General features: G+C 55.8%; 19 protein-coding genes. 3 read left to right on the forward strand and 16 right to left on the reverse strand.

Annotated features, from left to right (window positions below; genetic code table 11):
* The first annotated feature begins 104 nt into the window (after nt 1-104).
* A complete protein-coding gene (locus tag GOX61_RS10590) occupies nt 105-1,214 on the forward strand; it encodes a Fic family protein (RefSeq protein ID WP_170333531.1) in 1,110 nt (369 codons plus the stop codon).
* Nucleotides 1,215-1,594: 380 nt separating this feature from the next.
* Here GOX61_RS10590 and GOX61_RS10595 read toward each other — a convergent pair whose 3' ends face one another.
* The 7 genes from GOX61_RS10595 to GOX61_RS10625 all read right to left on the reverse strand — a co-directional run bounded on the left by GOX61_RS10595 (nt 1,595) and on the right by GOX61_RS10625 (nt 9,166).
* Nucleotides 1,595-1,939 carry a RidA family protein gene (locus tag GOX61_RS10595; RefSeq protein ID WP_170333533.1) on the reverse strand — a complete coding sequence of 115 codons (345 nt, stop codon included), beginning with the start codon at nt 1,937-1,939 and terminating at the stop codon, nt 1,595-1,597.
* 115 nt (nt 1,940-2,054) lie between these two features.
* Nucleotides 2,055-3,026, reverse strand: coding sequence for a D-cysteine desulfhydrase family protein (locus tag GOX61_RS10600; protein WP_254436826.1), 972 nt, complete (start codon nt 3,024-3,026; stop codon nt 2,055-2,057).
* 61 nt (nt 3,027-3,087) lie between these two features.
* Nucleotides 3,088-3,816, reverse strand: a complete 729-nt coding sequence (locus tag GOX61_RS10605) for a TSUP family transporter (RefSeq protein ID WP_170333537.1) — start codon at nt 3,814-3,816, stop codon at nt 3,088-3,090.
* Between the two features lie 36 nt (nt 3,817-3,852).
* The gene (locus GOX61_RS10610; RefSeq protein WP_155148524.1) at nt 3,853-4,593 is read right to left on the reverse strand and encodes an aspartate/glutamate racemase family protein; all 741 of its coding nucleotides are present in this window, start codon (nt 4,591-4,593) and stop codon (nt 3,853-3,855) included.
* Nucleotides 4,594-4,621: 28 nt separating this feature from the next.
* Nucleotides 4,622-5,860 carry an NAD(P)/FAD-dependent oxidoreductase gene (locus GOX61_RS10615; RefSeq protein ID WP_170333539.1) on the reverse strand — a complete coding sequence of 413 codons (1,239 nt, stop codon included), beginning with the start codon at nt 5,858-5,860 and terminating at the stop codon, nt 4,622-4,624.
* Nucleotides 5,861-5,864: 4 nt separating this feature from the next.
* The gene (locus GOX61_RS10620; RefSeq protein WP_170333540.1) at nt 5,865-8,078 is read right to left on the reverse strand and encodes a TRAP transporter permease; all 2,214 of its coding nucleotides are present in this window, start codon (nt 8,076-8,078) and stop codon (nt 5,865-5,867) included.
* Between the two features lie 80 nt (nt 8,079-8,158).
* Nucleotides 8,159-9,166, reverse strand: a complete 1,008-nt coding sequence (locus GOX61_RS10625; RefSeq protein ID WP_170333542.1) for a TAXI family TRAP transporter solute-binding subunit — start codon at nt 9,164-9,166, stop codon at nt 8,159-8,161.
* 128 nt (nt 9,167-9,294) lie between these two features.
* On the opposite strand from GOX61_RS10625, the gene GOX61_RS10630 reads away from it, so the two are divergent.
* Both GOX61_RS10630 and GOX61_RS10635 read left to right on the forward strand, forming a co-directional pair.
* A complete protein-coding gene (locus GOX61_RS10630; RefSeq protein ID WP_170333544.1) occupies nt 9,295-10,263 on the forward strand; it encodes a LysR family transcriptional regulator in 969 nt (322 codons plus the stop codon).
* A gap of 299 nt (nt 10,264-10,562) precedes the next feature.
* Nucleotides 10,563-11,939 (forward strand): DUF1963 domain-containing protein, encoded by a 1,377-nt coding sequence (locus tag GOX61_RS10635; protein ID WP_217353835.1) that lies wholly within the window; start codon nt 10,563-10,565, stop codon nt 11,937-11,939.
* Nucleotides 11,940-12,369: 430 nt separating this feature from the next.
* Here the strand turns inward: GOX61_RS10635 and GOX61_RS10640 are convergent, their stop codons facing one another.
* The 9 genes from GOX61_RS10640 to GOX61_RS10680 form a co-directional block, all read right to left on the reverse strand.
* A complete protein-coding gene (locus tag GOX61_RS10640) occupies nt 12,370-13,425 on the reverse strand; it encodes an ABC transporter ATP-binding protein (protein WP_170333548.1) in 1,056 nt (351 codons plus the stop codon).
* Nucleotides 13,425-14,672 (reverse strand): MGH1-like glycoside hydrolase domain-containing protein, encoded by a 1,248-nt coding sequence (locus GOX61_RS10645; protein WP_367646957.1) that lies wholly within the window; start codon nt 14,670-14,672, stop codon nt 13,425-13,427. Before GOX61_RS10645 ends, GOX61_RS10640 begins: the two co-directional genes overlap by 1 nt.
* 5 nt (nt 14,673-14,677) lie before the next feature.
* Entirely contained in the window at nt 14,678-15,886 is a 1,209-nt protein-coding gene (locus tag GOX61_RS10650) for a carbohydrate ABC transporter permease (protein ID WP_170333551.1), read from the reverse strand.
* Entirely contained in the window at nt 15,886-17,118 is a 1,233-nt protein-coding gene (locus GOX61_RS10655; protein ID WP_170333553.1) for a carbohydrate ABC transporter permease, read from the reverse strand. The genes GOX61_RS10650 and GOX61_RS10655 overlap by 1 nt, the downstream gene beginning before the upstream one ends.
* Nucleotides 17,119-17,175: 57 nt before the next feature.
* Complete coding sequence (locus tag GOX61_RS10660; protein WP_170333555.1) at nt 17,176-18,531, reverse strand: ABC transporter substrate-binding protein; 1,356 nt, start codon at nt 18,529-18,531, stop codon at nt 17,176-17,178.
* Nucleotides 18,528-19,688, reverse strand: a complete 1,161-nt coding sequence (locus GOX61_RS10665; protein ID WP_170333557.1) for a LacI family DNA-binding transcriptional regulator — start codon at nt 19,686-19,688, stop codon at nt 18,528-18,530. Before GOX61_RS10665 ends, GOX61_RS10660 begins: the two co-directional genes overlap by 4 nt.
* A gap of 359 nt (nt 19,689-20,047) precedes the next feature.
* The gene (locus tag GOX61_RS10670) at nt 20,048-20,818 is read right to left on the reverse strand and encodes an enoyl-CoA hydratase-related protein (protein WP_170333559.1); all 771 of its coding nucleotides are present in this window, start codon (nt 20,816-20,818) and stop codon (nt 20,048-20,050) included.
* A gap of 2 nt (nt 20,819-20,820) precedes the next feature.
* Complete coding sequence (locus GOX61_RS10675) at nt 20,821-22,134, reverse strand: hypothetical protein (protein WP_170333561.1); 1,314 nt, start codon at nt 22,132-22,134, stop codon at nt 20,821-20,823.
* The gene (locus tag GOX61_RS10680; RefSeq protein WP_170333562.1) at nt 22,134-23,750 is read right to left on the reverse strand and encodes an amino acid adenylation domain-containing protein; all 1,617 of its coding nucleotides are present in this window, start codon (nt 23,748-23,750) and stop codon (nt 22,134-22,136) included. Before GOX61_RS10680 ends, GOX61_RS10675 begins: the two co-directional genes overlap by 1 nt.
* Nucleotides 23,751-23,848: the final 98 nt, after the last annotated feature.

Genomic DNA, 23,848 nt, shown 5'->3' on the forward strand with positions numbered 1-23,848 from the left:
ACGGTTGAATCGAACAGTAATGGGGAAGATGAGTTATAAGATTGACCTCTATGGATCATAATTACATAAATAGTGAGTTATAGAGTGGATTATTATACCTCAAGATGTGGAACTGGCAGAACCCAAACTGGCCGACATTTTGTTACGACGCCGCAAGACTTGAACCTTACGAACAACAGTTCCTGTTGTCGTCAGGAGAAGTTATAGGTGCGGTACATCATGTGAACGCGTCGGATCGAGACCAATTGCGTATCGACCTTCTGAGCGAAGAAGCGATGAAAACCAGCGCGATCGAAGGTGAGATGCTGGATCGGCTTAGCGTGCAGTCATCCTTACGTCGGCATCTTGGACTGACCCCTGACAGCTATCCATCCAAGCCTCGCGAGCAGGGGGTTTCTGAGATGATGGTGGATGTTTACTCCAACTATTCGGAACCACTGTCACACAGCACCCTGTTTCGGTGGCATGACATGTTGCTTTCGTATGACAAGCACTTGGAGACGATTGGAGCCTACCGGAGCCACGAGGATGCGATGCAAATCGTATCAGGCCGATTAGACCGCCCAACGGTGCATTTCGAAGCACCACCTTCACATCATATTCCAACTGAAATGGATCAGTTCGTAGACTGGTTCAACCGCACTGCACCAGATGGTCCCAAACCACTGCGTGCACTGATCCGCGCCGGGTTGAGCCATCTATATTTTGAGAGCATTCACCCTTTTGAAGACGGCAATGGCCGGTTGGGCAGGGCGTTGGCTGAAAAGTCTCTGGCACAGAATATTGGTCAGCCAAGCCTTATCGCGCTGGCTTTCACGATTGAGCGAGAGCGGAAGGCTTACTACGACCAACTCGAACACCATCAAAAGACGCTGGACGTCACATCATGGCTCATCTGGTTTGCCGAAACCGTCCTGAAAGCACAGCAAGTGACACTCGACCGGGTTGGTTTCTTTATCTCCAAGACGCATTTTTATGACCGGTATCGCAATCAGTTCAACGCCCGTCAAAACAAGGTAATAGCCCGTTTGTTCAAAGCTGGGCCGGACGGGTTCAACGGGGGGCTGAGCGCTGAGAACTATATATCGATCACCGGAACGTCGCGCGCTACCGCGACGCGCGATCTGCATGATCTGGTGGAGAAGGGTGCTCTGACCCGAACGGGTGAACTCCGGTATACACGCTATTGGCTAAAACTGGACCGGGAAGGGTAGGGGGCTGAGAAACGGTACCAGCGTACTTTGTACATAATTGCCTCGTGTCAGCGACAGAACTGCCCCCTAAATGCGCTATGGGCGGTGAGAGCTGGCCTTCGCTGCATCAATGCCGACATCCATACATGGCCTTCAAAGCAAGCACTCAACACCATACGTTCATGACCGAAAACAGCCACTAAAGGCTGAATTGCGTGAGGACTCAGTGCTAAGCTCAGGATACCCTGAAGAGAGCCTCTCACTCGGCTTGAGCGCTGTTGGGGCCGCATTTAGTCGGCAGGCAATAAAACTTTGCTACCAACGGAGCAAACCCGAGGGCTTATGCCTGCCATACCTCATAAAGCACTTCACCAATCTTACTGGCTCTGCCTGATAGAGGTTTAGTCATAGGCCGCCGTGACAATCATTTCTACCTTCAATACGTCGCGTGCAAGCTTAGACTCCCCGCATGCCCGGGCTGGAGCATGGCCTTCGGGTACCCAAGCATCCCAAACAGCATTCATCTCGGCAAAGTCAGCCATGTCGGCCAGCCAGATTTCACATTTAAGAATACGGGTTTTGTCACTGCCGGCTTTGGTCAGCAGGTCTTCAACCTTGGCCAGGATATCGCGCGTTTGCTCGGATACTGTAGCTGCGTCCGAGGTCTGGCCGCAAAGATAAGCTACGCCGTTGTGTTTGACGATCCGGCTCATGCGCTGGCCGGTTTCGATCCGAGTGATAGTCATGTTTTGTACCCTTCCAATTTTGGGAAGCTTGAGTGATGTTGTGTGATGCCAGAAGGCGATTGGCAGTTAAGATTTGTTGCGTCTTGCAGGGCTTTCGGGACAGTGTTGGCTGGTTTTATGGTTGGTCGTTTGTCAGCTCGTTTTGGTACCCAAAGAGCGCAGGCAACCCGCCAGTGTGTAACATGACGACTTTCTGCCCGGGTTGGATTTCACCTACGGTCACCAGATGCAACAACCCCGCAAAGGTTTTTGCGGAATAGACTGGGTCGAGGAATATTCCTTCTGTGCGCGCCATCTTTTTTAGAGCCGCGTGGGTCATTCCACTTAGTTTGCCATACCCCGGGGGCAGCGCCTCATCCAGAACGTTTATCCGGTCCTGCAGGGGTGCTGCGTTGATATCCAGCAAATCCGCCAGTTTCTGCAGAACGGTATTCATTCGGGCCTGTTGTTTTTCGCGATCCCGGCGCACGCAGACCCCAAAAACGGAGGCACCGTTTTCTTCCAAGGCTATTCCTGTCAACAAGCCTCCATGTGTGGCTCCGCTACCAGACGGGACAACGACGGCATCGATATCTTGCATCTGTTGGGACAATTCCTGTCCGGCGATGACATAGCCCAAGGCACCTAAGGGTGGATGGTTCAATCCCAAGTGTATGACATATGGTTTGCGCCCTTGAGCTTTCAGTTCGTCGGCGCGCGCGTGCAACGCAGCATCCGCGCCTGCTTCGTCCTCACCCTCAGGATAGCTCATATGATCAGCGCCTAGAATCTGAGCCAACAACACATTCCCGGAACTGTAATATTCCTCGCCCATATCCGGCACACGCTCTTCCAGTTGCAGCACGGACTGCATTCCTAATTTGGCGGCAGCGGCTGCCGCGGACCGAACGAAGTTGGACTGAACTGCACCGGTAATCAAAATGGTATCGGCACCTTGTTGAAGTGCGTCCCCAAAATAGAACTCAAGCTGCCGCGTTTTGTTTCCACCGAACCCCAGACCAGTCAGATCATCGCGTTTAAGCCAAAGGTCTATCCCCAATTCCAAAGACAATCTGTCCAACCGTTCCAAAGGTGTTGCACCAGACATGAGCTGGGCTCGCGGAAATCTGTCCAAGTTATTTCTTTGTGTCATCGTCTGCCCTTCGATTTTATGCGATCGTAAATGCGCGATGAAAGAGAACACCGCAGGCTATCAAAGAAACCACGCGGATAGCTGCAGTGACTAGCGATTGTGCCAAATAAGGGCCAATGACGCGACCGAGAAGGCTACCAATCAGTGTGAGTGCGACGAAGACCCATAGTTGTGGTCCATAAGTGAACGCCTGTGCCTGAGACAGGCTATGCAACAGGAACGCGATACCGTACGCCACAAGCGCAATGGGTTGCACCAGCTTTGCAACCTCTTTGGCTGAGCGGCCTTTCGCAATCAATCCGAAAACCATCAGGGGACCGGGCGTCGCCGCCCAAACGGTTGCCAGCCCGGACAATCCAGAGACGGCTGAAAATCCCGCTGTTCCAATTGAACGCCGCAAGGGCAGCAAGGTCGTAATAAGCCCGATCAGCAACAGGCTGGCCGTCAATGCCAGGACAAACGCCTCACTCAACAAGGGGTAGATTGCGAGTCCTGCAATGACTCCGGCGAGGCATCCTAAAATTGCCGTGCGAATTGTCTGACTGTCGGACCTGAGCACGTGCCTGTCCGTTGCCACTGCTGAAACAAGGGTGTTCAACAGTAGCAATACTGGAACCGCTGTCGAAGTCCCAAGCAGGATCATCATCGGCGGCCCTGCAATGATGCTAAACCCGATGCCAACGCCGACTTGCAGCATTGCGCCAAGGCCGATGGCAGCCATCAGGATGGCAAAGTCAACGGACACTAACCCCCCCACATTCCGCGTGATTCTGATGTCTCGTTACGCCCAAGGCATGATGCCGGTATAGGCTTGGCGCGTCGCAACGGTATGTGCCATCTGCGCCAGTGTCGTCAAATCGAAGACTGGAAGCTGAAGCTCTTCCTGAAGGCGCGCGGCATATGGAGGCAAATCAGTACACTCCAGCACCAGAGACCGTATTTCAGGTGTTTGGTGTTTCAGTCGCCGCGCGGCCTCTAGAACTTCGGCCTCGATCAGATCAGTGTCCATGCGGGTCCGCGTGTTCCTCAGGATAACCTCAGCGAATTCGCTGGTATCCTCCAACCCTTGCACCGCGACAGGAATACCAGCAGCCCCGACACCTTCGAAATGCCTAGGTGTCAGTGCTGATGCATCTGCGGTTAGCACGCCTACCGGGGCATTCGCTCCGGTCATGTGAAAGGCCAGTGGCACCTGGATCAGACTGGACGCGAAGACGGGAATGGAAACTGCAGCGGCTAGCTCCTTTTGAAACAAGGCCAGAAAACCGCAGCTTCCTGTGATGGCCCGAACGCCCTCTGCCTCAAGCCGTCTTGCGCCCTCAATAAAGGGGGCGAGCAACTCAGGCGTGGGGTTGTTCAGCAGTGTCGGGACCGTAATGCCGTCGATCATTTCATAGAGCACTGGAAATGGCAGACTGGACGGATTCTTGATATGCCCGGGCGGTTTCGGGAAATAGCTTTCAAGGCACAATACCCCGATCGAAGCCCCGCAAATATTCTGGCCGCCTTCGTAGATTGGCATGGTGCTAAGGTCCTTTCGAATTGAAGATTTAGAAACGGGCCAGCAAGAATGGGTCCAGATTGATATTTGGGCTGCGATCAGACATGAGATCCGCCACGAGCTCTCCGGTCTTTGGCGCCATCATCAGGCCGTAATGAGAATGCCCGAACGCAGCGTAGAGCCCGTCTTTGCCATCGAGCGGCCCAATTGCGGGCAGGCTATCGGGAAAAGAGGGGCGCCGTCCCATCCAGAACTGTGCTTCTTCTGTATTGAGATCCGGCACCAAAGACTTGGCCTGATCGATTAGTATCTTTTCTTTGCGCGGATCGGCCGGAGCATCGACACTGCCAAATTCGGCCGTACCAGCGACCCTTAGACCGCCTTGCATTGAGCTCGCGACGACCTTTGCATCCACATCCATGATTGAATTGTTCAACACAGCTGAAGGGCTTGGGAATTCAACATGGTAGCCCCGCTCGGCAACGAGCGGCACAGATAAACCGAGGGGTCTCAGAAGGTCAGCAGACCAAACGCCGGCCGCCAGAACAACCTGGCGCGCGTGCAGCGTGTTTTGCAACGTGGCGAGCTGCCAGTTGCCTTCTTCGTTGCGTGTCAGCTTGGTGACTTCGGATCGCACGAATTCGGCCCCTTGCGCACGTGCTTTTTCGGCCAGAACCGCACCCAAACGACCCGGAGAAATTGCGCGCGCCTGTCCCTTGATCACAATTGCGGCTTTGAATTCTTCAGACAGAGCGGGCTCCAGGCGTCTTAACTCAGTGCCGTCGACACGCTCCAACTCACCTCCCTTTTCTCGGCGGATTAGATAACCAAGCCCATCCAGGTCCGCCTCCTCCGGGTTGCGGAACGCGTGGATGTAGTAGCTGTCGGCGATCAGGTCTTCATGCCCAGTTCCTTGCAGATGCCGACGATATAGATCGATGGACGGACGACATAAAATCTCCATCGCATCCGAGACTTCGCGCACAGACCCCTCGTCGGACTTGCCAAGAAAACGCATCCCCCATGGGATCATCTTGGGCCAGAATGACGTCCGGACCGATAGCGCGCTTTTGGGATCCAGCAGCATTCTGGGAAGTTTCTTCCAAATGCCTGGAACTGCCTGGGGAATGATCGACCACGGCGATACCACACCAGCATTCCCGAACGAAGTTTCTTGCCCGGGTTCACCTCGGTCGATCAGCCGAACCGGGATGCTGCGTTCCTGCAGTGACAGGGCACAGCAAATTCCGACGATCCCAGCGCCGATGATGGTCACTTGTTCCGTCATCGCATCAGGCCGGAGATTGACTGCGGCTGCGCGCGATCAACTGGGTGACAATGACCGGAGAGGCCACGGCCAGAGCGATCAGGTCCGCTGTCAGACTTGGTGCAACGAAGATGATCCCTGCGATAGCCATCAGAACCCGACCTGCAATATTCATCGGTTTCAGCCAATAGCCCACGACAGCGGCCGACAGGGCTATAACACCGGCGATACAGCTTGTTGCGGTATAGGTGAACTCCCACAGATTGAACCCGGTTGAGGACACAAACAGCAGGACCGGTGCATAGACAAAGGCCATCGGGGCGATGACTTTGCCCAGTCCAAGGGTGAAGGCCGACAACCCGGTTCGGAACGGGTTCGAGTTGGCAATCGCCGCAGCCGCATAGGCCGATGTACAGACCGGCGGGGTGATCTCGGACACCACACCGTAATACAGCACGAACAGGTGGCTTGCGATGGGCGGGACACCAAGCTGTGCAAGTGCGGGCTGCGCAACGGATACCAGCATGATGTACAGCGCCGTGGTCGGGATGCCTGCGCCCATCAGGATGCAGACAACAGCAATGAAGACCAGCGAGATGAACAACTGCAGGTCTTCCATAGCAAATAGCTGGAAGCTGCCGAATGAGATCATGTTGTAGAGATCCGAAGCCAGATTGCCCGCACCCTGCGTAACCATAAAACCGATGCGAAAGCCGATGCCGGTGGTGTTGATGACACCCACCACGATGCCGACAGCGGCGGCAGCGGCCCCCACGGCCAGCGAGTATTTCACGCCCAGTTCGACCGCGGCCAGCATCTCGGGCACTTCGATCCGTTTCTGGGGGTTCAGCGTAGCGATCACTGACAGGCCGCAAAGAATGGCCGTCATGGTCAGATCGAATCCGCCATCAGAGAGCTTCCAAAGCACGAACGCAAGGAACGCCGCCGTATAGATCAGGGTTGTCGGTTGCTTGATGCGCGACATGCCCGCGATCACCGCCAGCGATATGCCGCAGAAGGCCGACATGAAGGGTGTGTAGCCCGTGAACAGCACCACCAACAGGCCGATCAGAGGGACAATATTGGCCCAACCCTCAGCCCAGACAGCCTTCAACTGCGGCAGCTGCTCTTTCGCCAGACCTTTCAGGTTCAGTTTGCGCGCCATCAGGTGCACCACGGCAAAGACGCCGACATAGTGCAGGATTGCCGGGAAGATCGCCGCGATTACGATGGTGGTGTAGGGAACCTCGAGGAACTCGGCCATGATGAAGGCGGCCGCCCCCATGATCGGCGGAGTGATCTGACCACCGGCCGACGACGCGGCCTCGACCCCGCCCGCAAAATGGCCGGGGTATCCAAGGCGCTTCATGTTGGGAATTGTCAGCGCGCCGGTCGAAACGGTGTTGGCCACCGAAGAGCCCGAAATCGTGCCGAAGAAGGCCGAGGATACCACCGACACTTTTGCCGGACCGCCGGTATAGCGGCCCGCCAAAATCGTGGCGTTATCGATGAAAAGCTGTCCCAACCCCGTGCGCTGCGCGATCACGCCAAACAGTACGAAATGGAACACGATGGTCGAAACAACCCAAAGGGTGACGCCGTAGATGCCCTCTTGCGGGAAATACATCGAAGACACGAAGGTTTTGAAGTTCACGCCGGGATGCTGCAGCAATCCGGGGAAGTACGGCCCCAGCAGGGCATATGAGATGAAGACACAGATGATCAGCGGCAGCACCCAGCCCAGCGTGCGGCGCGCGATGTCCAGCACCAGAAGGATGATGATCACGCCCAAAACCACGTCATAGGTGTTCGGGTTGCCCATGCGGAACGTTTGTTCCTCGATCCCCAGAAACGGAATGCCGCGCCATGCAACGCCCACATACAGGGCAGCCACGATCCCCAGCGCCATGAAGACCAGATCGTAAAGAGGGATGTTGCCGATGCGGAACCGGCTGACCTTAAGCGCATAGAGGCTTTTGGCCCCGATAATCGGAATGGTGGCGTAGACCAGAATGAACAGCAGGGCCAGATAGATACCCATGTGCCAGTGATCGGCCGGCAGGCCAAACCCGGCCGTGAAGAATTCATAGAATGCAAAGATCAGGGCAACGACACGCAGAACCTTGCCGGTTGTCGGCGTAACCTGCCGGACGGCGGCACCTTCGTCGAATTGTTCTTCGATGGCAGCCAGCTCTTCGGCTGTCAGCTCGTGGTCATCAAGTTTCTGTGTCTCGGACATGATGGCCCCCTGATTACGCGTATTTCGAGTACCCGGTGCCCCAATCGGGACACCGGACGTTTAAGTTTCGTGAGAGAGGATTACTGAAGAAGCCCGGCTTCTTTGTAGAACTTCTCAGCGCCCGGATGCAGCGGAACACCCAGTGCCTCGACACCGTCCAGCGCCGTCTCGGCTGTGATCTGCTTGCCTTTGGCATGACCGTTATCCAGCAGCTTGCGGGTGTTGTCGTTCCACAGAGCCTTGGTCAGCTGATAGACCAGATCGTCGGACAGGTCCGAGGATACAACCAGCATCGCGCTGACAGCGGGGGTTTTGGTTTCGGCGTCGATCCCTTCATAGACACCGCCCGGAATGGCCGAGGGGATATAGGCCGGGATGATCTCATTGATCTTCGCCAGATCCTCGTCCGAGAAGGAATGCAGGTTCATGCCCTTGGTCGAGGACAGCTGCACCATCGCGGCAACCGGCCAGCCCGCAGCATAGAAGTAGGCGTCCAGCTGACCGTCTGCCAGTCGCTCGGCGCTCTGGCTGTTGTTCAACTCGGCTTCGTCCATGTTGTCACGGTTGACGCCCCAGGCGTCCAGCATCTGCAGCACGGCAACCTGTGTGCCGGAACCAGCCTGCGCGATACCAACCCGCTTGCCTTCCAGATCGCTCAGATCGTTGATCGTCGCTCCGGCTGGCAGCACCAGATGCAGGTCTTCTGGGAACAGGTTGGCCACGATGCGCAGGTTGGGGTGAGGTTTGCCCTCAAACTTGCCTTCACCCAGATACATCGAGCGCGTGACGTCGGCGGCGGCCAGACCGGCCTCCAACTCGCCGTTTTGAACGGCTGCATTGTTAAAGACAGACGCGGTGGTGGATTGCGCAATCGCGATCAGACCCGGAACACCGCACTGTCCACCCTCTTCACACGGGCGCGACCCCGGAGGGGCGGAGATACCGTTTGCGATGGTACCGCCGATGGGGAAATAGGTGCCACCGGCTCCACCGGTGCCGATGCGGAAAAACGTCGGGTCCTGCGCCAGCGCGGGTGCGGCTAAGGCGCCAGCCAATGCAAGGCCTGTCAAACACTTCACAAATTTCATTGTAGTCTCCGTCGTTGGTTCGTTGGATTCGGTTGATCCGAACTTCGATCCTGAAAGCCTAGTGAGAATTATCATAAATACAAATTTGTTATATTTCACAAAACTAAGGTTTCGCTTATGTATTGAGTATGAACCTGACACAGCTCACCGTATTTCGCGAGGTGATGGAAACCGGCTCCATCTCGCAAACCGCCAAGAAACTGAACCGCACTCAGCCCGCGATCAGCCTTGCATTGAAGAACCTTGAAAAGGCACTGGGACTGACCCTGTTCGAGCGCAAGGGACGACGATTAGTGCCCGTACCTGAGGCGCATTACCTTTTAGCTGAAACCACAGGTATTCTGGACCGCCTCGCGGCAATTTCCAGCACAATGGAAGGATTGATCAAGGGGCATTCCGGCAGCCTCAATATCGCTACAATGCCTGGTCCGTCCGCCTTCTTGTTCCCGCGTTTTATTAGCCAGTCGGTTGGTGAGAACCCCGAGATACGTATCACATTGTCCACGCGCAGTTCGCCTCAGATTATGGAGCTTGCGGGGACCCAGAATATTGATTTTGGCTTTGCGGATTTCGAGCATTCAGCCGGGAAAGAGCCCCAGTATTCTACCGAACTGATCCGGGCAGACTGTTTTTGTGCCGTTGACAGTGATAGCCCGCTTGCTTCCCGCAAGATCATAAGCATTTCCGACCTCGATGGGGCTCCCATGGGAGGGTTGCATGCCACGCATCCATTCCAGCGCAAAATTAGACAAGAGTTTGAGGATGTCTCCGCTGACTATAATCCAACGGTGACCTGCCAGTACTTTCTGCCATTGATACCATTCGTGAGTTCTGGTCAGTGTTACTCGATCGTGGACCCGCTGACCGTAGCGACTGAACAAGAACTAAATCTGTCAAACGGAAAGGTCGCGTTTTTACCCTTTGAGAAACCACTAAGATACGAATACGCGCTTCTCGAGCCCGATCACCGTCCACCGTCTCAATTGGCTTTGAAGATCAAAGCGGGTTGGAAAGCCGAAGTGCTAAAGATGTTGAAAGGGGTGAAAGCCAAGCCTCATGCAGTTGGGATAGATGAGACGGGAAGCGAGCAGAGTTAGGCAACTTTGGCTCTTCAAACTGAAAACTGCCGGGGAGGAAGGTTCGCTTAGAATCGACTTTTGCGGACCAAAGAATGTCATCTTTGGGCCAGTCGCGTTTGCAGCACCGAACCTCATGAACGGCAGCACTCAGCTGATGACCTTAAAAGCTAAGGCTACTCGGTGCCTGAAGGGTGTTGCGCTTCTGCGTTTGTGCATTAATCTTTATTGAAAACAAAGAATTAGGATTTGTATTGAGACCCCTGATAAAGATCGCCGCTATTTGCGCAATAATCTACTGCTTTGGTACTCTTTTCTGGATGCTCCAGGTAGCAAAGACGCCGCTGAGCATGACCCATTTTCTGCTGTTGCTGGGCGGCATTTTCGCAACTTTCGTTGCGCTGATGGCTAAAGAGCCCTGGGATCTGGGCAGCCCCTCATCGAAACGCCCTGATGAGCCTGAAAAACCGCGAATTGAAATGACTGTTGATGAGATGCTTTCTGGTGTCGATTCCCAGGAAATCGGAGCAGTCATGGAAGAGCTGGAAGGTCATGCGACGAGACCAGCTGAAATACCGGGTTGGGCCATTCGGTTGGTGTCGCCCTATGCAGATACGCCACCGCCGAACTCTTGGTTCGGAGGACGGCCCGCACTTCCCGCTGATTTTGAATGGCCGAGGAACACAGCGGGTCAGGCGATGAATTTTGTAGCCCAGATAGATCTCGGCGAAATCCCCCCGGAACCGGAGACTACGCAAAGAATACCCGGGCTTCCCGAGGCCGGCACGATGGTGGTTTTTGCCAATTTCCGAGGCGATCTGGGCCATTTGATCACGATCTTTCCAGAGCATAGTCAGTTGCGGGAACGGTCAGAGCCAGATGATCTGGAGGCCACTTTCCATTATCGAAGAAAGGCTGTGTTTCCAAAGTGGCATTTTGAGCTGATTCCTTATCTAGACAGCGCCGAAGCGACTCCGCCCGGAATATTGGGTGAAGAGGAACCTCACGAATGGATCACGAACTGGGGCCTCGCATTGGCAGAGCTGGATGCTGCATCCGGTTCAATCCGGAGCCATCGGAGTGACCGAAACAGGCATCTGAGCGACCTGCGTCGAATGAAACGGAGTGAATGGCCTGCAGCGCGCGGCAACCCAGAGATACTGGAAAGAACAAGATTCTACCGGCAGGTCTCGAATTTGTTGTCGCCCTTGCAGAAAGAGATTGCAGCGTTTCGAAAGCTTGCGGAAAACCACGATCCAAGCGACGTCGTAGATCAGGAAGCCTTACAACGCCTGATGTCTGCACGGATGGACCTTGTGGCAAATCTGCCTGCAAATGCCAAATACGGTATCGCTTCGCTCAACCGCGATCATCAATCAAATATACTTCATAGCTTGCTTCTGGAAAGAGATGTGACACTTGAGGAAAAGCTGTCTGACCTGCCTGAGTGTTTCCACGACTTTGTGAGCAAGCACATTAGCGCCTGGCGCGGACATAGGCTTTTTGGCCAGAAACTTCCAAAAACGACTTCGATCCTGGACTTTCGCAGTGTCCAATGCGTGCTGGATATCAAAGCTGATTATTATCTTGGCACCGAGAGTGAACACCAAGATGGGTTTTCGATCTGGACTCCGATCGAAGCGCTGACCGCCGGGGATTGGTCAAAGACAAAGATGTACCATCACACGAATGTTTAGAAAGGTATCGGTCTTCTCAATGAGACTCTGCCGAATTGCGGCCTCGACCTGAATTCGCAGTACACAGACACTAAGGCATTGCCCATTCGATCTTTGCCGAACTAAATGAAATATGAACCGAAAAGCGGACGTGTCTTGACCGTGCGACGTTTGTCAAAATGAGATCCTGCCGCCGCTCTCTGGGGCGAGCCTGAACAGACCCTTTGAACCCTGAGCGGATATTGAGCGGTGCAAATGCTGCGTTTCGCCATACCGGCCATTCAGTAGTGCTTACATCGGTCGGAACGGGAAAGATATGCACGCCTGCTTCGTAGTGCGAATCCTATATTTGATGTTCATGATCAAATCCGAGGAATGCTCTGAGTTCCTCAAGAAGAGGAGCCAGAGCATCTTTTTCGACATGATCTCTCAAGATGGATTGGCAACGGCATTAACTCGCCCCCAAAGCCTGCCCGCTTTCACCAAAGAAGTGCAGTTTTTCAGGTGGGAAATGCAATCCGATCTTAGCCCCGGGCTCAAGATCCGTATCTCCATTCAGGCGGACAGTAACTTTTTCTTCGCCGCCACAATCAACGATTAGGAAAGTATCAGCGCCCAAATATTCGATTACCTCAATGATACCATCGCTTTGACCATCACCAGCTGCGACCACCTCAATATGCTCAGGCCGCACGCCGAGTTTGGTTGCGTTGCCCGATAGACCGAACTCACCACTGCGACCGTGCTCAAGCTTGTAAGTGCCGCCTTCGGTCGTGCAGGGCAGGATATTCATTTTTGGACTACCGATGAATTGGGCCACGAACAGGTTGGCAGGACGCTCATAAAGTTCACGTGGCGTACCGACTTGGGCGATTTTGCCGTACTCGAGAACAACAATGCGGTCGGCGAGTGTCATTGCCTCAACCTGATCATGCGTGACATAGATCATCGTACGCTTGAGGCTTTGGTGAAGTTTGGCGATTTCATACCGCATCTCAACCCGAAGCGCTGCATCTAGGTTTGAAAGTGGCTCATCGAAGAGGAACGCCGTCGGATCGCGTACGATGGATCTTCCGATTGCCACCCGCTGCCGCTGACCGCCAGACAGGTCCTTTGGCCTGCGCTCAAGGAATGGTCCCAGCTTGAGAACCTCGGCGGCCCGGTTGACCTGTTCGGCTATCTCGGCCTTGGAAGCACCGGCTACTTTCAGAGAGAACCCCATGTTCTCGGCAACCGTCAGGTGCGGGTAAAGCGCATAGGATTGGAACACCATCGTCAGCCCGCGTTTTGAGGGCGGATGATCTGTGACGTCGCTGTCATTGATCAACAAAGACCCGCGCGAGATGTCTTCTAGCCCGCCAATCATGCGCAGCAAGGTAGACTTTCCGCAGCCGGACGGGCCGACGAAGACAATGAACTCACCTTCCTCGATCTTGAGATCTACGCCCTTGATGACCTGCGCCGAGCCGAACCATTTTTCGACTGACCTTAGTTCGATGCTACCCATCAGGCCCTCCCTGCCCAGTGAAGCCAGACGGCGGCTGTCCAGGTAAATGCCTGGCCACCTGCAGGGCTGCCGGTTTTTGGGTCGAAGTATTCGGCGAACCCATAGCCCGATATCAGTTCGGCAGTCTTCTGGCGCAGCTGTTCTGCCTGCTGTGCATGCCCCATATCCGCCAGGCCAAACCCGATCATCATGTTCATGAACGCCCATGTCGGACCTCGCCAGTACCGACGTGCGTCGAATTTCGGCATATCCGGATCGTAGCTAGGAACGGGGTAAGGCACAGTTTCCAGAACTGATTTCAATCCCTTAAGCATCCGATCAGACTCCATGCCAGCGTACCAACACAAGTATGACGCGTTGGAAATACTGTCGGCAATCTCCCCGGTATGCGCGTCACGGGAGTCGAAGCTCCCTAGGTCCTCGTTCCAAAGCGAACGCGCGCCGGATTCCAGCTTTTCAATATCCTCACTCAGGCCCTCGGCCTCCAGTTCGAGCTTCTCGCTGATCATCAGCAAGTCCCGTGCAGCGCGCAGGGTGGTGAAAGTCATAGTGGGATCGGCGACGCGGAATGGGTTGAGCGACAACAGGGCTTGCTGGTCCCATCCCGCATCTCGGCCGATCTGAACCAGCTTGATGTATCGGTCGTAGTCGAACTTTGTGGGTCGGTCGTCGCTGTTCACGTGGCTGGTGTCGCGGCGCTGGTATTCCCCAACATCCGATGCATCCATGCGCGCCATAGAGTTGTCCCAATCAGGGGCGTTATCGCGACCCGCCTCCCACGGATGGGTCGTGCACACGGCACCGAATTCATCAAGGCGCCATTTCATGATCCAACGATGCCACGCCAGCATTTTAGGGAACAGCTCCTTCATGCGATCGTCCCCGAAAGCGGTATCCTGTTCCCAGATTTTGCGTACCATGGTCGCGGCAATTGGGGGTTGGATGATGCCCGAAGACGGGATCGGGCCATTGCATCCCCAAACATCGGGACCGGGGAAATATCCATCATCCTGCTGGTGGAACAGGATATGCGGGACCATGCCGTCTTCCCATTGCCCGGTGAACAGCGTCTCGATCTCAGTCCAGGCGCGGTCAAGGTCGAATTGGGCAAAGCCAAGTGCTGCAATCGCGCTGTCCCAGTTCCACTGGTATGGATACAGCCCTTCGGTCGGGATGGTGTAGCCGCCGCGATCATTGGCAATCAGGATATTGCGCGCCTCGCGGTCGGGGTTCGTATGTTGGTTCATCTGTGTCATCCTTTGACAGACCCCGCTGTGAGGCCCTTGGTCATGAAACGTTCAAGCCCCAGGAACAGCGCCATGATCGGAACGGTGGCGATCACCGCACCGGCCATCAGGTGCTGACGGGGAATTTCTGAGGAGTTCAGCATCGTGACCCCTCGGGTCAGAGTGAATTTCGACGGGTCGTCCAGCAGCATGAAGGCCAGCAGGAATTCATTCCAAGCGATCATGAAGACATAAAGTGAGACCGATGCCAGCGCCGGCAGGCTGAGTGGCAGGGTGATCTTCCAGATCACCGCCAGACGCGACAACCCGTCCATCAACCCGGCCTCTTCAACCTCGGTAGGTAGACCGCGGAAATAGCCTTGCAGCATGTACAGCGCGACGGGGATCGTGGTGACCGGATATATCATGACGATGCCGAGGATCGAGTTGCGCAATCCGGTCAGCGAGAAGGCGATATAGATCGGCAGCGCCAGAACGATCATCGGCACCATGTAGATCAACAGGATCGAACGCGAGAACGCCTTTTGACCCTGAAACCGGAACCGCGCCACCGCGTATGCGCCAGGTACGCTGAACAGTAGCGTGATGAATACGGTCAGGACCGAGACATAAAGCGAGGTCCATAGGTATGTACCGAAATTGAAGTCACGGAACAGTTCGGTGTAGCTGCGGAACAGGTCGGTGCCCTGAGACAGGTCGACCGAGAAGTCCAACGGGTTCTGCAACAATGCCTGTTGAGATTTGAGGCTGGTCATGACCATCACGTAGAACGGGATCACGACGATTGCCGTGAAGAATATGTACCCGAAACCTGTGCAGAAGCGGATCAACGCCTCTTCGTATTCATGGCGCGTGAGCTCTCCGAATGGCGTTTCTTTCAGGATTGCCGCCAAGGAGAGGTGCATGACGACGGCCATGGCGATAACTGTGACCAAAACCGCCTGCAGGGATGTGTCCGAGCCGATCAGAACCGGGCCAAACCCGGTCAGCCCAGACAGGCCCAACAACGCCGATATGCCAAGGCGGGCCGGAGCACGCTGCGCGGGAAAGCGGACATATACCAAACCGGCGACCGCACCCCAGATCAGGCAGAGCAGAACTTGCGGGCGAAAAGCGGCCCCGGTTGAAAACGACATGGTGATGGCAACGGTGGTGGCGACTACAACTAGCCACAGCGCGCCCAAAACCGGAGCGGTAAGATACCCTTTGCGCATCACAGACCCTCCTCACGGCTGATGAAGCGGAAGAAGACAAAGCTGAAGGCGATCAGGCAAACCAGGATCACGACGGCCACCGCCGCACCGGCACCGATGTTCGAGATCGCAAAGGCCTGTTCATAGACGTTGACGGTCAGCGTGCGGGTGCCTGCATTGCCGCCGGTCAGCAGGAAAATGTCGTCGAACTTGTTGAACGTCCAAATGAAGCGAAGCAGGAACAGCACTGACAGAATGCCCAACAGTTGCGGGATGCTCAGCAACCAGAACTTTTGGAACGGAGAGGCCCCGTCCATATCGGCGGCCTCGTACATGCTGGAGTCGATGGACTGCATCCGGGCCAGAATGAACAGGAAGGACAGCGGGAAGTAGCGCCAGATCTCGAACACTGTGACCATGATCAGCGCCAGCGGACGTTCACCGAAGAAATTGATCGGCTCGCTACTCAGCCCCATCTGCACCAGCAAGGCATTTGCGGAACCCGAGAAGGGGTCAAACAGCGTCACCCAGGTGAATGCGACGGCGATGACAGGGGCGACATAGGGGAACAGGTAGAGGCCACGAATAAACCCCTGACCCCTAAAGCTTTTGTTCAACAGCATAGCCGCGAACAAGCCCATGACCAAAGCGCCGATCGTTCCGAAGACCGTATAGAAAAGCGTGACCCAGAGGACGCCCCAGAACTCCGACCCATCAAAGACACGGGCGAAGTTCTCGAGGCTGAATTCAAAGTTGGTCAGAACGTTCGGCCCACTGCCGGTGAGGCGCGGTTTGGAGCCTTCAACAATTTCTTCGAATGCGTCGGGATCTCCGTCGACCGTGACCGGGATGCGGATACGCTCACGCTGGCCGCCGTCCAAGGTTCCAAAATCGCAGAACAAATCCTTCCCGTCCAGAACACAGGGCGCTGTGACTTCGCCCACGGCAACACCATCGGGCAGCACATCGGTCAGGGTCACGCCTTCGATGGCGATTTCCTGGCTGGAGTTCCTTAGACGGTATTCGATCCGCAGATCGTCACCAGAGCCGCGTAGGCTTTCACGGATAACCGGAGCAGGCGGGCGCAGGTCGGACAGGGTAAACGGCTTGAAGCTGATCCAGATGATTGCCAGCAAGGGCAGGATCACCACAAGCGACACGCTGATCACGGTCGGAGCCAGCAGCGCCCAGGCCAGACGCGCCTCGCGTTTGGCAAGAGCCCCGGTTCCGGTCGGTGGGGTGGCCGAAGACATGAGATACCTCGAAGGGTTGCGAGCAGCGGCGCGAACGCCGCTGCAGGTGCTGGTTGATTACTGAACTTTGGCCAGCTCTTCGTTCATGGCTGCAACTGCGGCAGCCGCGTCAATCTCATCATCGATATACTGCCGGACCACGCGGTTGATGGCCTGAGAGTTGATCATCTTCGACGCCAGCGCCAATTGACCTTCAGCCACACCCCAGCGCTGCGCAACGTCCAGACCGCCAACGATCTCGTCGATCATCGCTTGGTCATAAAGCTCACCCAGGGGGGCCTTACGGTCAACGCCTACAGGCAGCTCGGCCCATGCTTCGGAAAAGGCAGTCGGATTGTCGGCGTTGCCGCGACGAACAGGGAACTTGCCCTCAGGCGCAATTGCCAGCGTTTGGGTGTATCCGTCATCCATCGCGAACTTCACGAATTCCATCGCCGCGTCCGTGTCAGCATCGTTGGTAATGCCAAAGTACCGCACATCACCCCACGCTGCGCCATCTGGATTGGACGGGCCAGAGAAGTTGGTCACGATGCCGGTCTTGCTTGCCAGTTCGCTTGAGGTCGGATCGTCGTTGATTGTCGGCGGCGCACTGTCCCGCAAGCCGGCCAGTTCATCAAGAATGAAGGGCGACCAGATGATCATCGCTGCCTTGCCGTCGAAATAAAGCTCTCGCGATTGCTTCCAGTACAGCTCACCCGGAGGCGACGCTTTTGAGATTGCTTTGTAGAAATCGAGAACCTCGGTTGTCTTGGCCTCATCCAGTGGCTTGAAACCATCAGCGCCAACCGGCGAGACGCCATTGGCGAGGAACACATGTTCCAGCACCTGGCTCATGAAGTTCTCATCCACTTTGGTCGCCGCAACGAAGCCATACATTTCAGGCGGGTTGTGCAGTTTCTCCAGTGCGGCCAAGACGCTTTCAAACGAGTTGGGCGCATCCAGCCCGGCTTCGTCAAATAAGTCTTTGCGGTAGACAACCATCTGTGTCCAACCATCGACAGGCACTGAGGCTGTTTCGCCATTAAAGGCCGCCATACCCAACGCACCGGGGGCGAAAGTGTCGGCACCCAGCTCTTCGATCACTTCTGTCGCAGCTTCGGTGTCAAGGATACCTGCTTCGGCCCAGGGCAGGGCGTATTGCAATGGATGATAGACCACATCTGGCAGATCTCCTGCTGCGAAGGCTGCGGTCGCTCGCGTGCCCAGATCGGTCTCGGTGACCGGGATCACCTCAACGGTGGTGCCGGTTTCCGCTTTAAACTGGTCCGCCATTTCCTGCTGCTTCGCGAGCCGCTCTGGTTGCTCCTCAGTTGTCCAGAAACGAATTGTATCTGCCTGTGCTGACACGGCTGCCAAGGCCAGCGCCAGCGATGTGCCAAGCATCAGTCGAGATGCCTTTGGTGTAAGTTTCATGATCGGTCTCCTCCCCGATTTCCATTTCTGAATTGTGTAATTTTTTGCGCCAGCTCTTCAGGTGTCAGGCGCGGTGGTCCATCAGATTCCCGTTCCAAAAGAACGGCTTCGCCCAGCTCACGCAGGCTTTCCGGTGCTTCTCCACGGGTTTGCCGTATGAGCATTTCAGCAAGGCGTTCGCCAGCCCGCTGTGAATCGACGCTGAATGTCGTAAGACCCGGGCTGACGTATTGGCTTTCGGGTATGCCGTCATACCCAAGGATCGAGACATCCTGACCGATTTGCAGACCAAACTTGGCGCAAACAGTATATGACCCCAGTGCGGCCAGATCAGTCGCAAAGACGATCCCGGTTGGTGGATTCTCCATCTCCAGCAAAGCTCGCGCCTGGACTGCCCCTTCATCACGAGTGCGCGCGCCCTCGCGGATCAGTTCAGGATCGATAGGCAGGCCAGCGGCCCTCAGACCTTCAAGATAGCCATCGCGTCGAAGGTGGCTGTAGTTGAATTTCGGATCGCTGCCGACAAAGCCGATGCGGCGATGGCCAAAGCCGCTCAAACGGCTGACCGCGCTACGGATTGCCGTCTCACCCGAGATATCGAACCAAGATGTATCGCTGTATGTGTCCGCCTGCCCGTATCCTGTTCGACCGTAGAGTATGAATGGAACACTCAACGCGCTTAGATACTTGATACGAGCGTCGTCGACTTCCGTCCTGGGCAGAATAAACCCATCCGCTTTGCGCTCTTCCACAAGGCGCCCCAGAACGTTGAGCATATCCTCTTCGGACTTGGCCGTTGAGATAGTCATCGTCCAATCGAATGCGCTGGCACCTTCGCAAGCGCCTGCCAGAAAGTCCTGCAGAAACGGATTATGCCGGTCCGGTTCCCCGCTGTTAATGACCATCGCAATTGCACGCACTTTCCCTGTGCGGATCGCCTGCGCGTGGCTGAGCGGGCGATAGCCCATCTTCCTTGCAGTAGTCTCGACCCGTTTTCTGGTGGACTCTGAGATGTCGGAATACCCGTTCAAAGCGCGCGACACGGTGCTCTTTGAAAGTCCGAGGTGATGAGCCAATTCGTCCAGCTTCACCCTTCCGGATGAAGGGTCGCGACGGAGCGAAGATTGGCGCTTCGGTAGACTGGGATTCGTTATCATTCCATTATTTGGTTCTCCGAAACCGGTTTCGGCAACAAAAAAATCTCATCTTACTGCCTGCAACACCCTGGTCGCTTGGAGGTGCGCGCCATTCGGTAGCCCAGCAAAAAAAGCTATAAGCCCGCTATCTGCGCATTACTGAGTCTCAGTCGCGAGTTTTTTGGAAGAATGAGCGCGGCTCGAAACTTGCACTGCTTAGTTGGTTAACTGAGCATGCTGTTTGAATGGCCCGTCTCCGTCGCCGAGCTGATTCTTTTCGGATCATCTGTATTCGACTAAACAGGCCATCGTTCGCAAGAGACCGCAACTGAACCAAGTCTATCTCATCTCAAAACCGGGAATGAACGTCATGACTTGGCTCAGTCAGGATGAAACTTCGGTGATCGTTTCTCCAGAAATGCTGCCATGCCTTCCTTTTGAGCAGGCAGACCATAGAGCGCGTGATAGGTTTGGCGTTCGTGCCGTATTCCGGTGTCCAGCGTGCTTTGCTCGGCCATATTCACGCATGAACGTGCCATCTGGGTGATGTCGGGGGCATATCCCGCGATCATCTGCGCCGTTTCCATTGCGATATCTGCGAGGTCGTCAGAAGGTACCAACCGGCTGACCAGACCTATCTGCAGGGCTTCGTGCGCATCGATCATGCGCCCGGTCAGGATCATATCCATCGCGCGAACGCGCCCAATCAAACGGGTTAGGCGCTGTGTGCCACCAATACCCGGAATGCAACCGATCTTGATTTCGGGTTGCCCGAATTTTGCGGTTTCCGAGGCGAAGACCAGATCGCACATAAGCGCAACCTCGCACCCGCCGCCCAGGGCATAGCCATTGACGGCCGCAATTTTGGGAATACGAAGCGCCGCAAAGCGGTCCCAACCTGCGAAGAAATCGCTGGACTGCATCGTGGCATAGGTTTGGACTGCCAGTTCACCGATGTCTGCGCCAGCCGCAAAGGCGCGGCCATTACCGGTCAGGATCAGGCAACCGATATCCGGGTTAGCCTCAAAACCGGATGCAGCAGCGAGCACCTCTTCCATCACTTGTGTGTTCAGGGCGTTGAGTTGATCCGGCCGATTGAAGCGGATCGTTGCGACCCGCCCCTGTATGGATGTCTCGATTGTCTCAAACATAGTTAGCTATCCCAGATTGCGCCGTAGGCCGGGATGCCCAGGCTTTCCATGTCGTGTACGACTTTTCGTGTCAGTTTCTGGTTCGAGATCACGATGACTGCCTCGGCACCGCTCTCGCGTACAGCTTGCAATGCCAATGCTGAAAGGTTTGGCTTGCCCTGCGCGTCGGTGTCCCAGATCAGAGGCCTTTCGGTGTTCGCTTCGATCTCGTCGACCAGAGCATCGCCATAGGTTTTGCGCGGGCTTCGTGTTGACCAGATCAGGCGATTGGGCACGTCACCCGCCAGCAGATGTGGCAGGATCGGCCCGATGCCCGACCCGGTGCCGACATAGACCACCTTTTTGAATAGAACCTCGATCCGGGCAACACCCGAGGTGGTGATCCCTTTGACCCAGACCTTGTCTGGTGGAGTGTCAATGAACCTGCCTGTCCAGTCTCCGGCACGGCTGATCGCCAGTCGATAGCCGGATTCGTCCGGGGCAGGGATATTGGCGAAGGAATGGTACTCGCCAAACGGCGTGTGACTGATCGCGTTGGAGCTGCCGGGGAATGGCGTATCACCATAATTGAACCGGGCGATTACAGCGTGGTTCGAAGGCTTCTCGATCTCAACACTCACACGCTTCAGGGTTAGCCAGGGGGACAGGATCGACAATGTGATCAGGCATAGCATCCAGAACGCCGGGCTTTGTAACAGTTCACCGCCCATATCGTGTGTGATCGAGATCGTTTGCGCCCAGAACAGCGCCAGAACAGTCCAGCCGACGAAGCGATGGATTTTTTCAAACGCGTTGTGAAAACGGGCGCGAATTGGCCCCAGCGCTGAGACGACCATGATTGTCATCAGCACAACCATTGTTGCACTTAGCCCAAGGGTCAGATCCGAGGGGATGGATGCGCCGACCACACGGTTGGACACCATGCCAAACAGCAGAAAACCGAACCAGATCGTGCCCGCAACGGTGCAGCCCGAATGTAATCCGCCAAAGTGAAACACCTTTCCGGCGCCCCAGCGTATCCAGAGCGGCCACGATGTCGGGACTCGTGTGGCCAGCCAGAACAGAGCGTTGACCACCCTTTGCTGTCGGATCAGGATTCCGATGCTTAGGTTGATCAACGCCATGTCCGCGATAAGGGACAGCGTGTACTCATTCCCGGATAACCAGCGACCTTCACGCAGCCCCATCGCGAACACACCCAGATTCACCAGCGCGACCAGCAGTGCCAGTCGGCGATATTCCATCAGCGCCGGGTGCCGGGTAACCCGCCGCCAGTTCAGCGCACGGGATTCCAGATTTGTAGCTTCGGTTGTCATCAGTTCAGCTCCGTCCGGGTCTTGGCGATGTGGTCCTGCGCAAGTTTCAGCAACAGTCTCTTATCCAGCTTGCCGCGCGGGGTTCGGGGCAGGGCGTCCAAGGGCATCACCATGATCGGGCTGCAATAATAGGGCAGGCGATCAGCGACCGATTGCGTCGCCCGTTTGGGGCAGGCCGTACCGGGGGAAATGAAGCTGACAAGGTTTCGGCTGTCATATTGCAGAGTCACCGCCTGCTGACAGCAGGGTGAAGCTTCAAGCGCATTTGTGACGCTGTCCAGTTCAACCCGGAAACCGCGGATTTTGACCAGATCATCGACACGCCCGAAATGCTCTAGCTCTCCATCCGGGGACCATCGACCCAGATCACGGGTACGGAACATCATATGACCGGGCCGGAACGGATCAGGGCGATAACGTTCTGAGGTCAGTTTGGGGTTGGCCAGATAACCTGCTGTCACGCAATCACCGCCAGCCCACATCTCTCCCTTCTGCCCGATGGGCAGGGGGCGCAGATTTTCATCCAGAACATAGACCGTGTTGTTCGGTGTTGGGCGGCCGATCGACAGGATGGGTTTGTCAGGATGATGTGGCTCAGCCGTGTTTATGATCGTGGTCTCGGTCGGGCCGCATGAGTTGTAAAAGGTGCAAAAGGACGACCAGGCATCTGCCAATGGACGCGGGCAGGGCTCTCCGGCGACGGCGGCGACTTTTACTTGCTGGCACCGGCTATGGTCCAGCGCGTTCAGGATCGAAGGGGTGGCAATCAGCACATCGACCCGTTCTGCAGTATCTTGAATGGATTTACCGCGAATGACTAATGTTGCCCCATTGGACAGGGCACCCAGCGTCTCCCACGCGGCCATGTCGAAGGCAATGGACAGGATCTGCCCAACCCGCAGTCCCGGCCGCATTCCCAGATCACCCGGCGAAGTCAGCAGGATATTGGCCAGATTGGCATGAGTGACCTGTACGCCATTCGGTACACCCGTCGTTCCGGAGGTGAACAGGATCATCGCAAGATCGTCCGCTCGGGCACGGTGAGCAGCGGTATCCGGGGCGGGAGCATCCAGCATCGGATCGAACATGATCGTATCGATGGTGATCAGAGTTTGATTGACCGCAACGGGCACCTGATCGGCTAGAGAGCTCAGGCTAAGTAGAACCTTAGCGCCGGTAACTTCTGCCACATGGCGTAGGGTTTCTGTGGGGGCAACACCCACATGTTGCGGAACATAGGCAGCCCCCAGCTTCATCACCGCGACAATGCCGACCACCATCTCGATCGAGCGGTGCAGGAACAGGCAAACGGCATCGCCGCGTTTCACACCATGGGCCCGCAGCACGTTGGCCAGTCGGTTTGACGCTTCATCCAGCGCCGCATAGCTGAGCGCATGCCTGCTGCATTCAACGGCTATAGCATCGGAATTCTGATGAAGTTGATGGCGCAGTGCGTCGGCAATTGTTGCGTGGCGCGGTGCAAGTGTTGGACCCCATCCAAAGGCCCGGAATTTGGCCCGATCTGCAGAGTTGAGATCAGCAAGACAGTCATTGCCGGGTTTGGGGAGTGTCAGGGGATGGTAGTCTTTCAGAGGATTGACAGCAAAGTTCTGCATGGCGTTTTCCTTTTCTGAGAGGGTCACGCCTTAGTGATAATGGGAAAAATTCCCATTTATCGTCACAATCAATCACATTATGGTCACGAAACCGTTGA

This window comes from Ruegeria arenilitoris, assembly GCF_013030265.1.
In the GTDB taxonomy this organism is placed as follows: Bacteria; Pseudomonadota; Alphaproteobacteria; order Rhodobacterales; family Rhodobacteraceae; genus Ruegeria; species Ruegeria arenilitoris_E.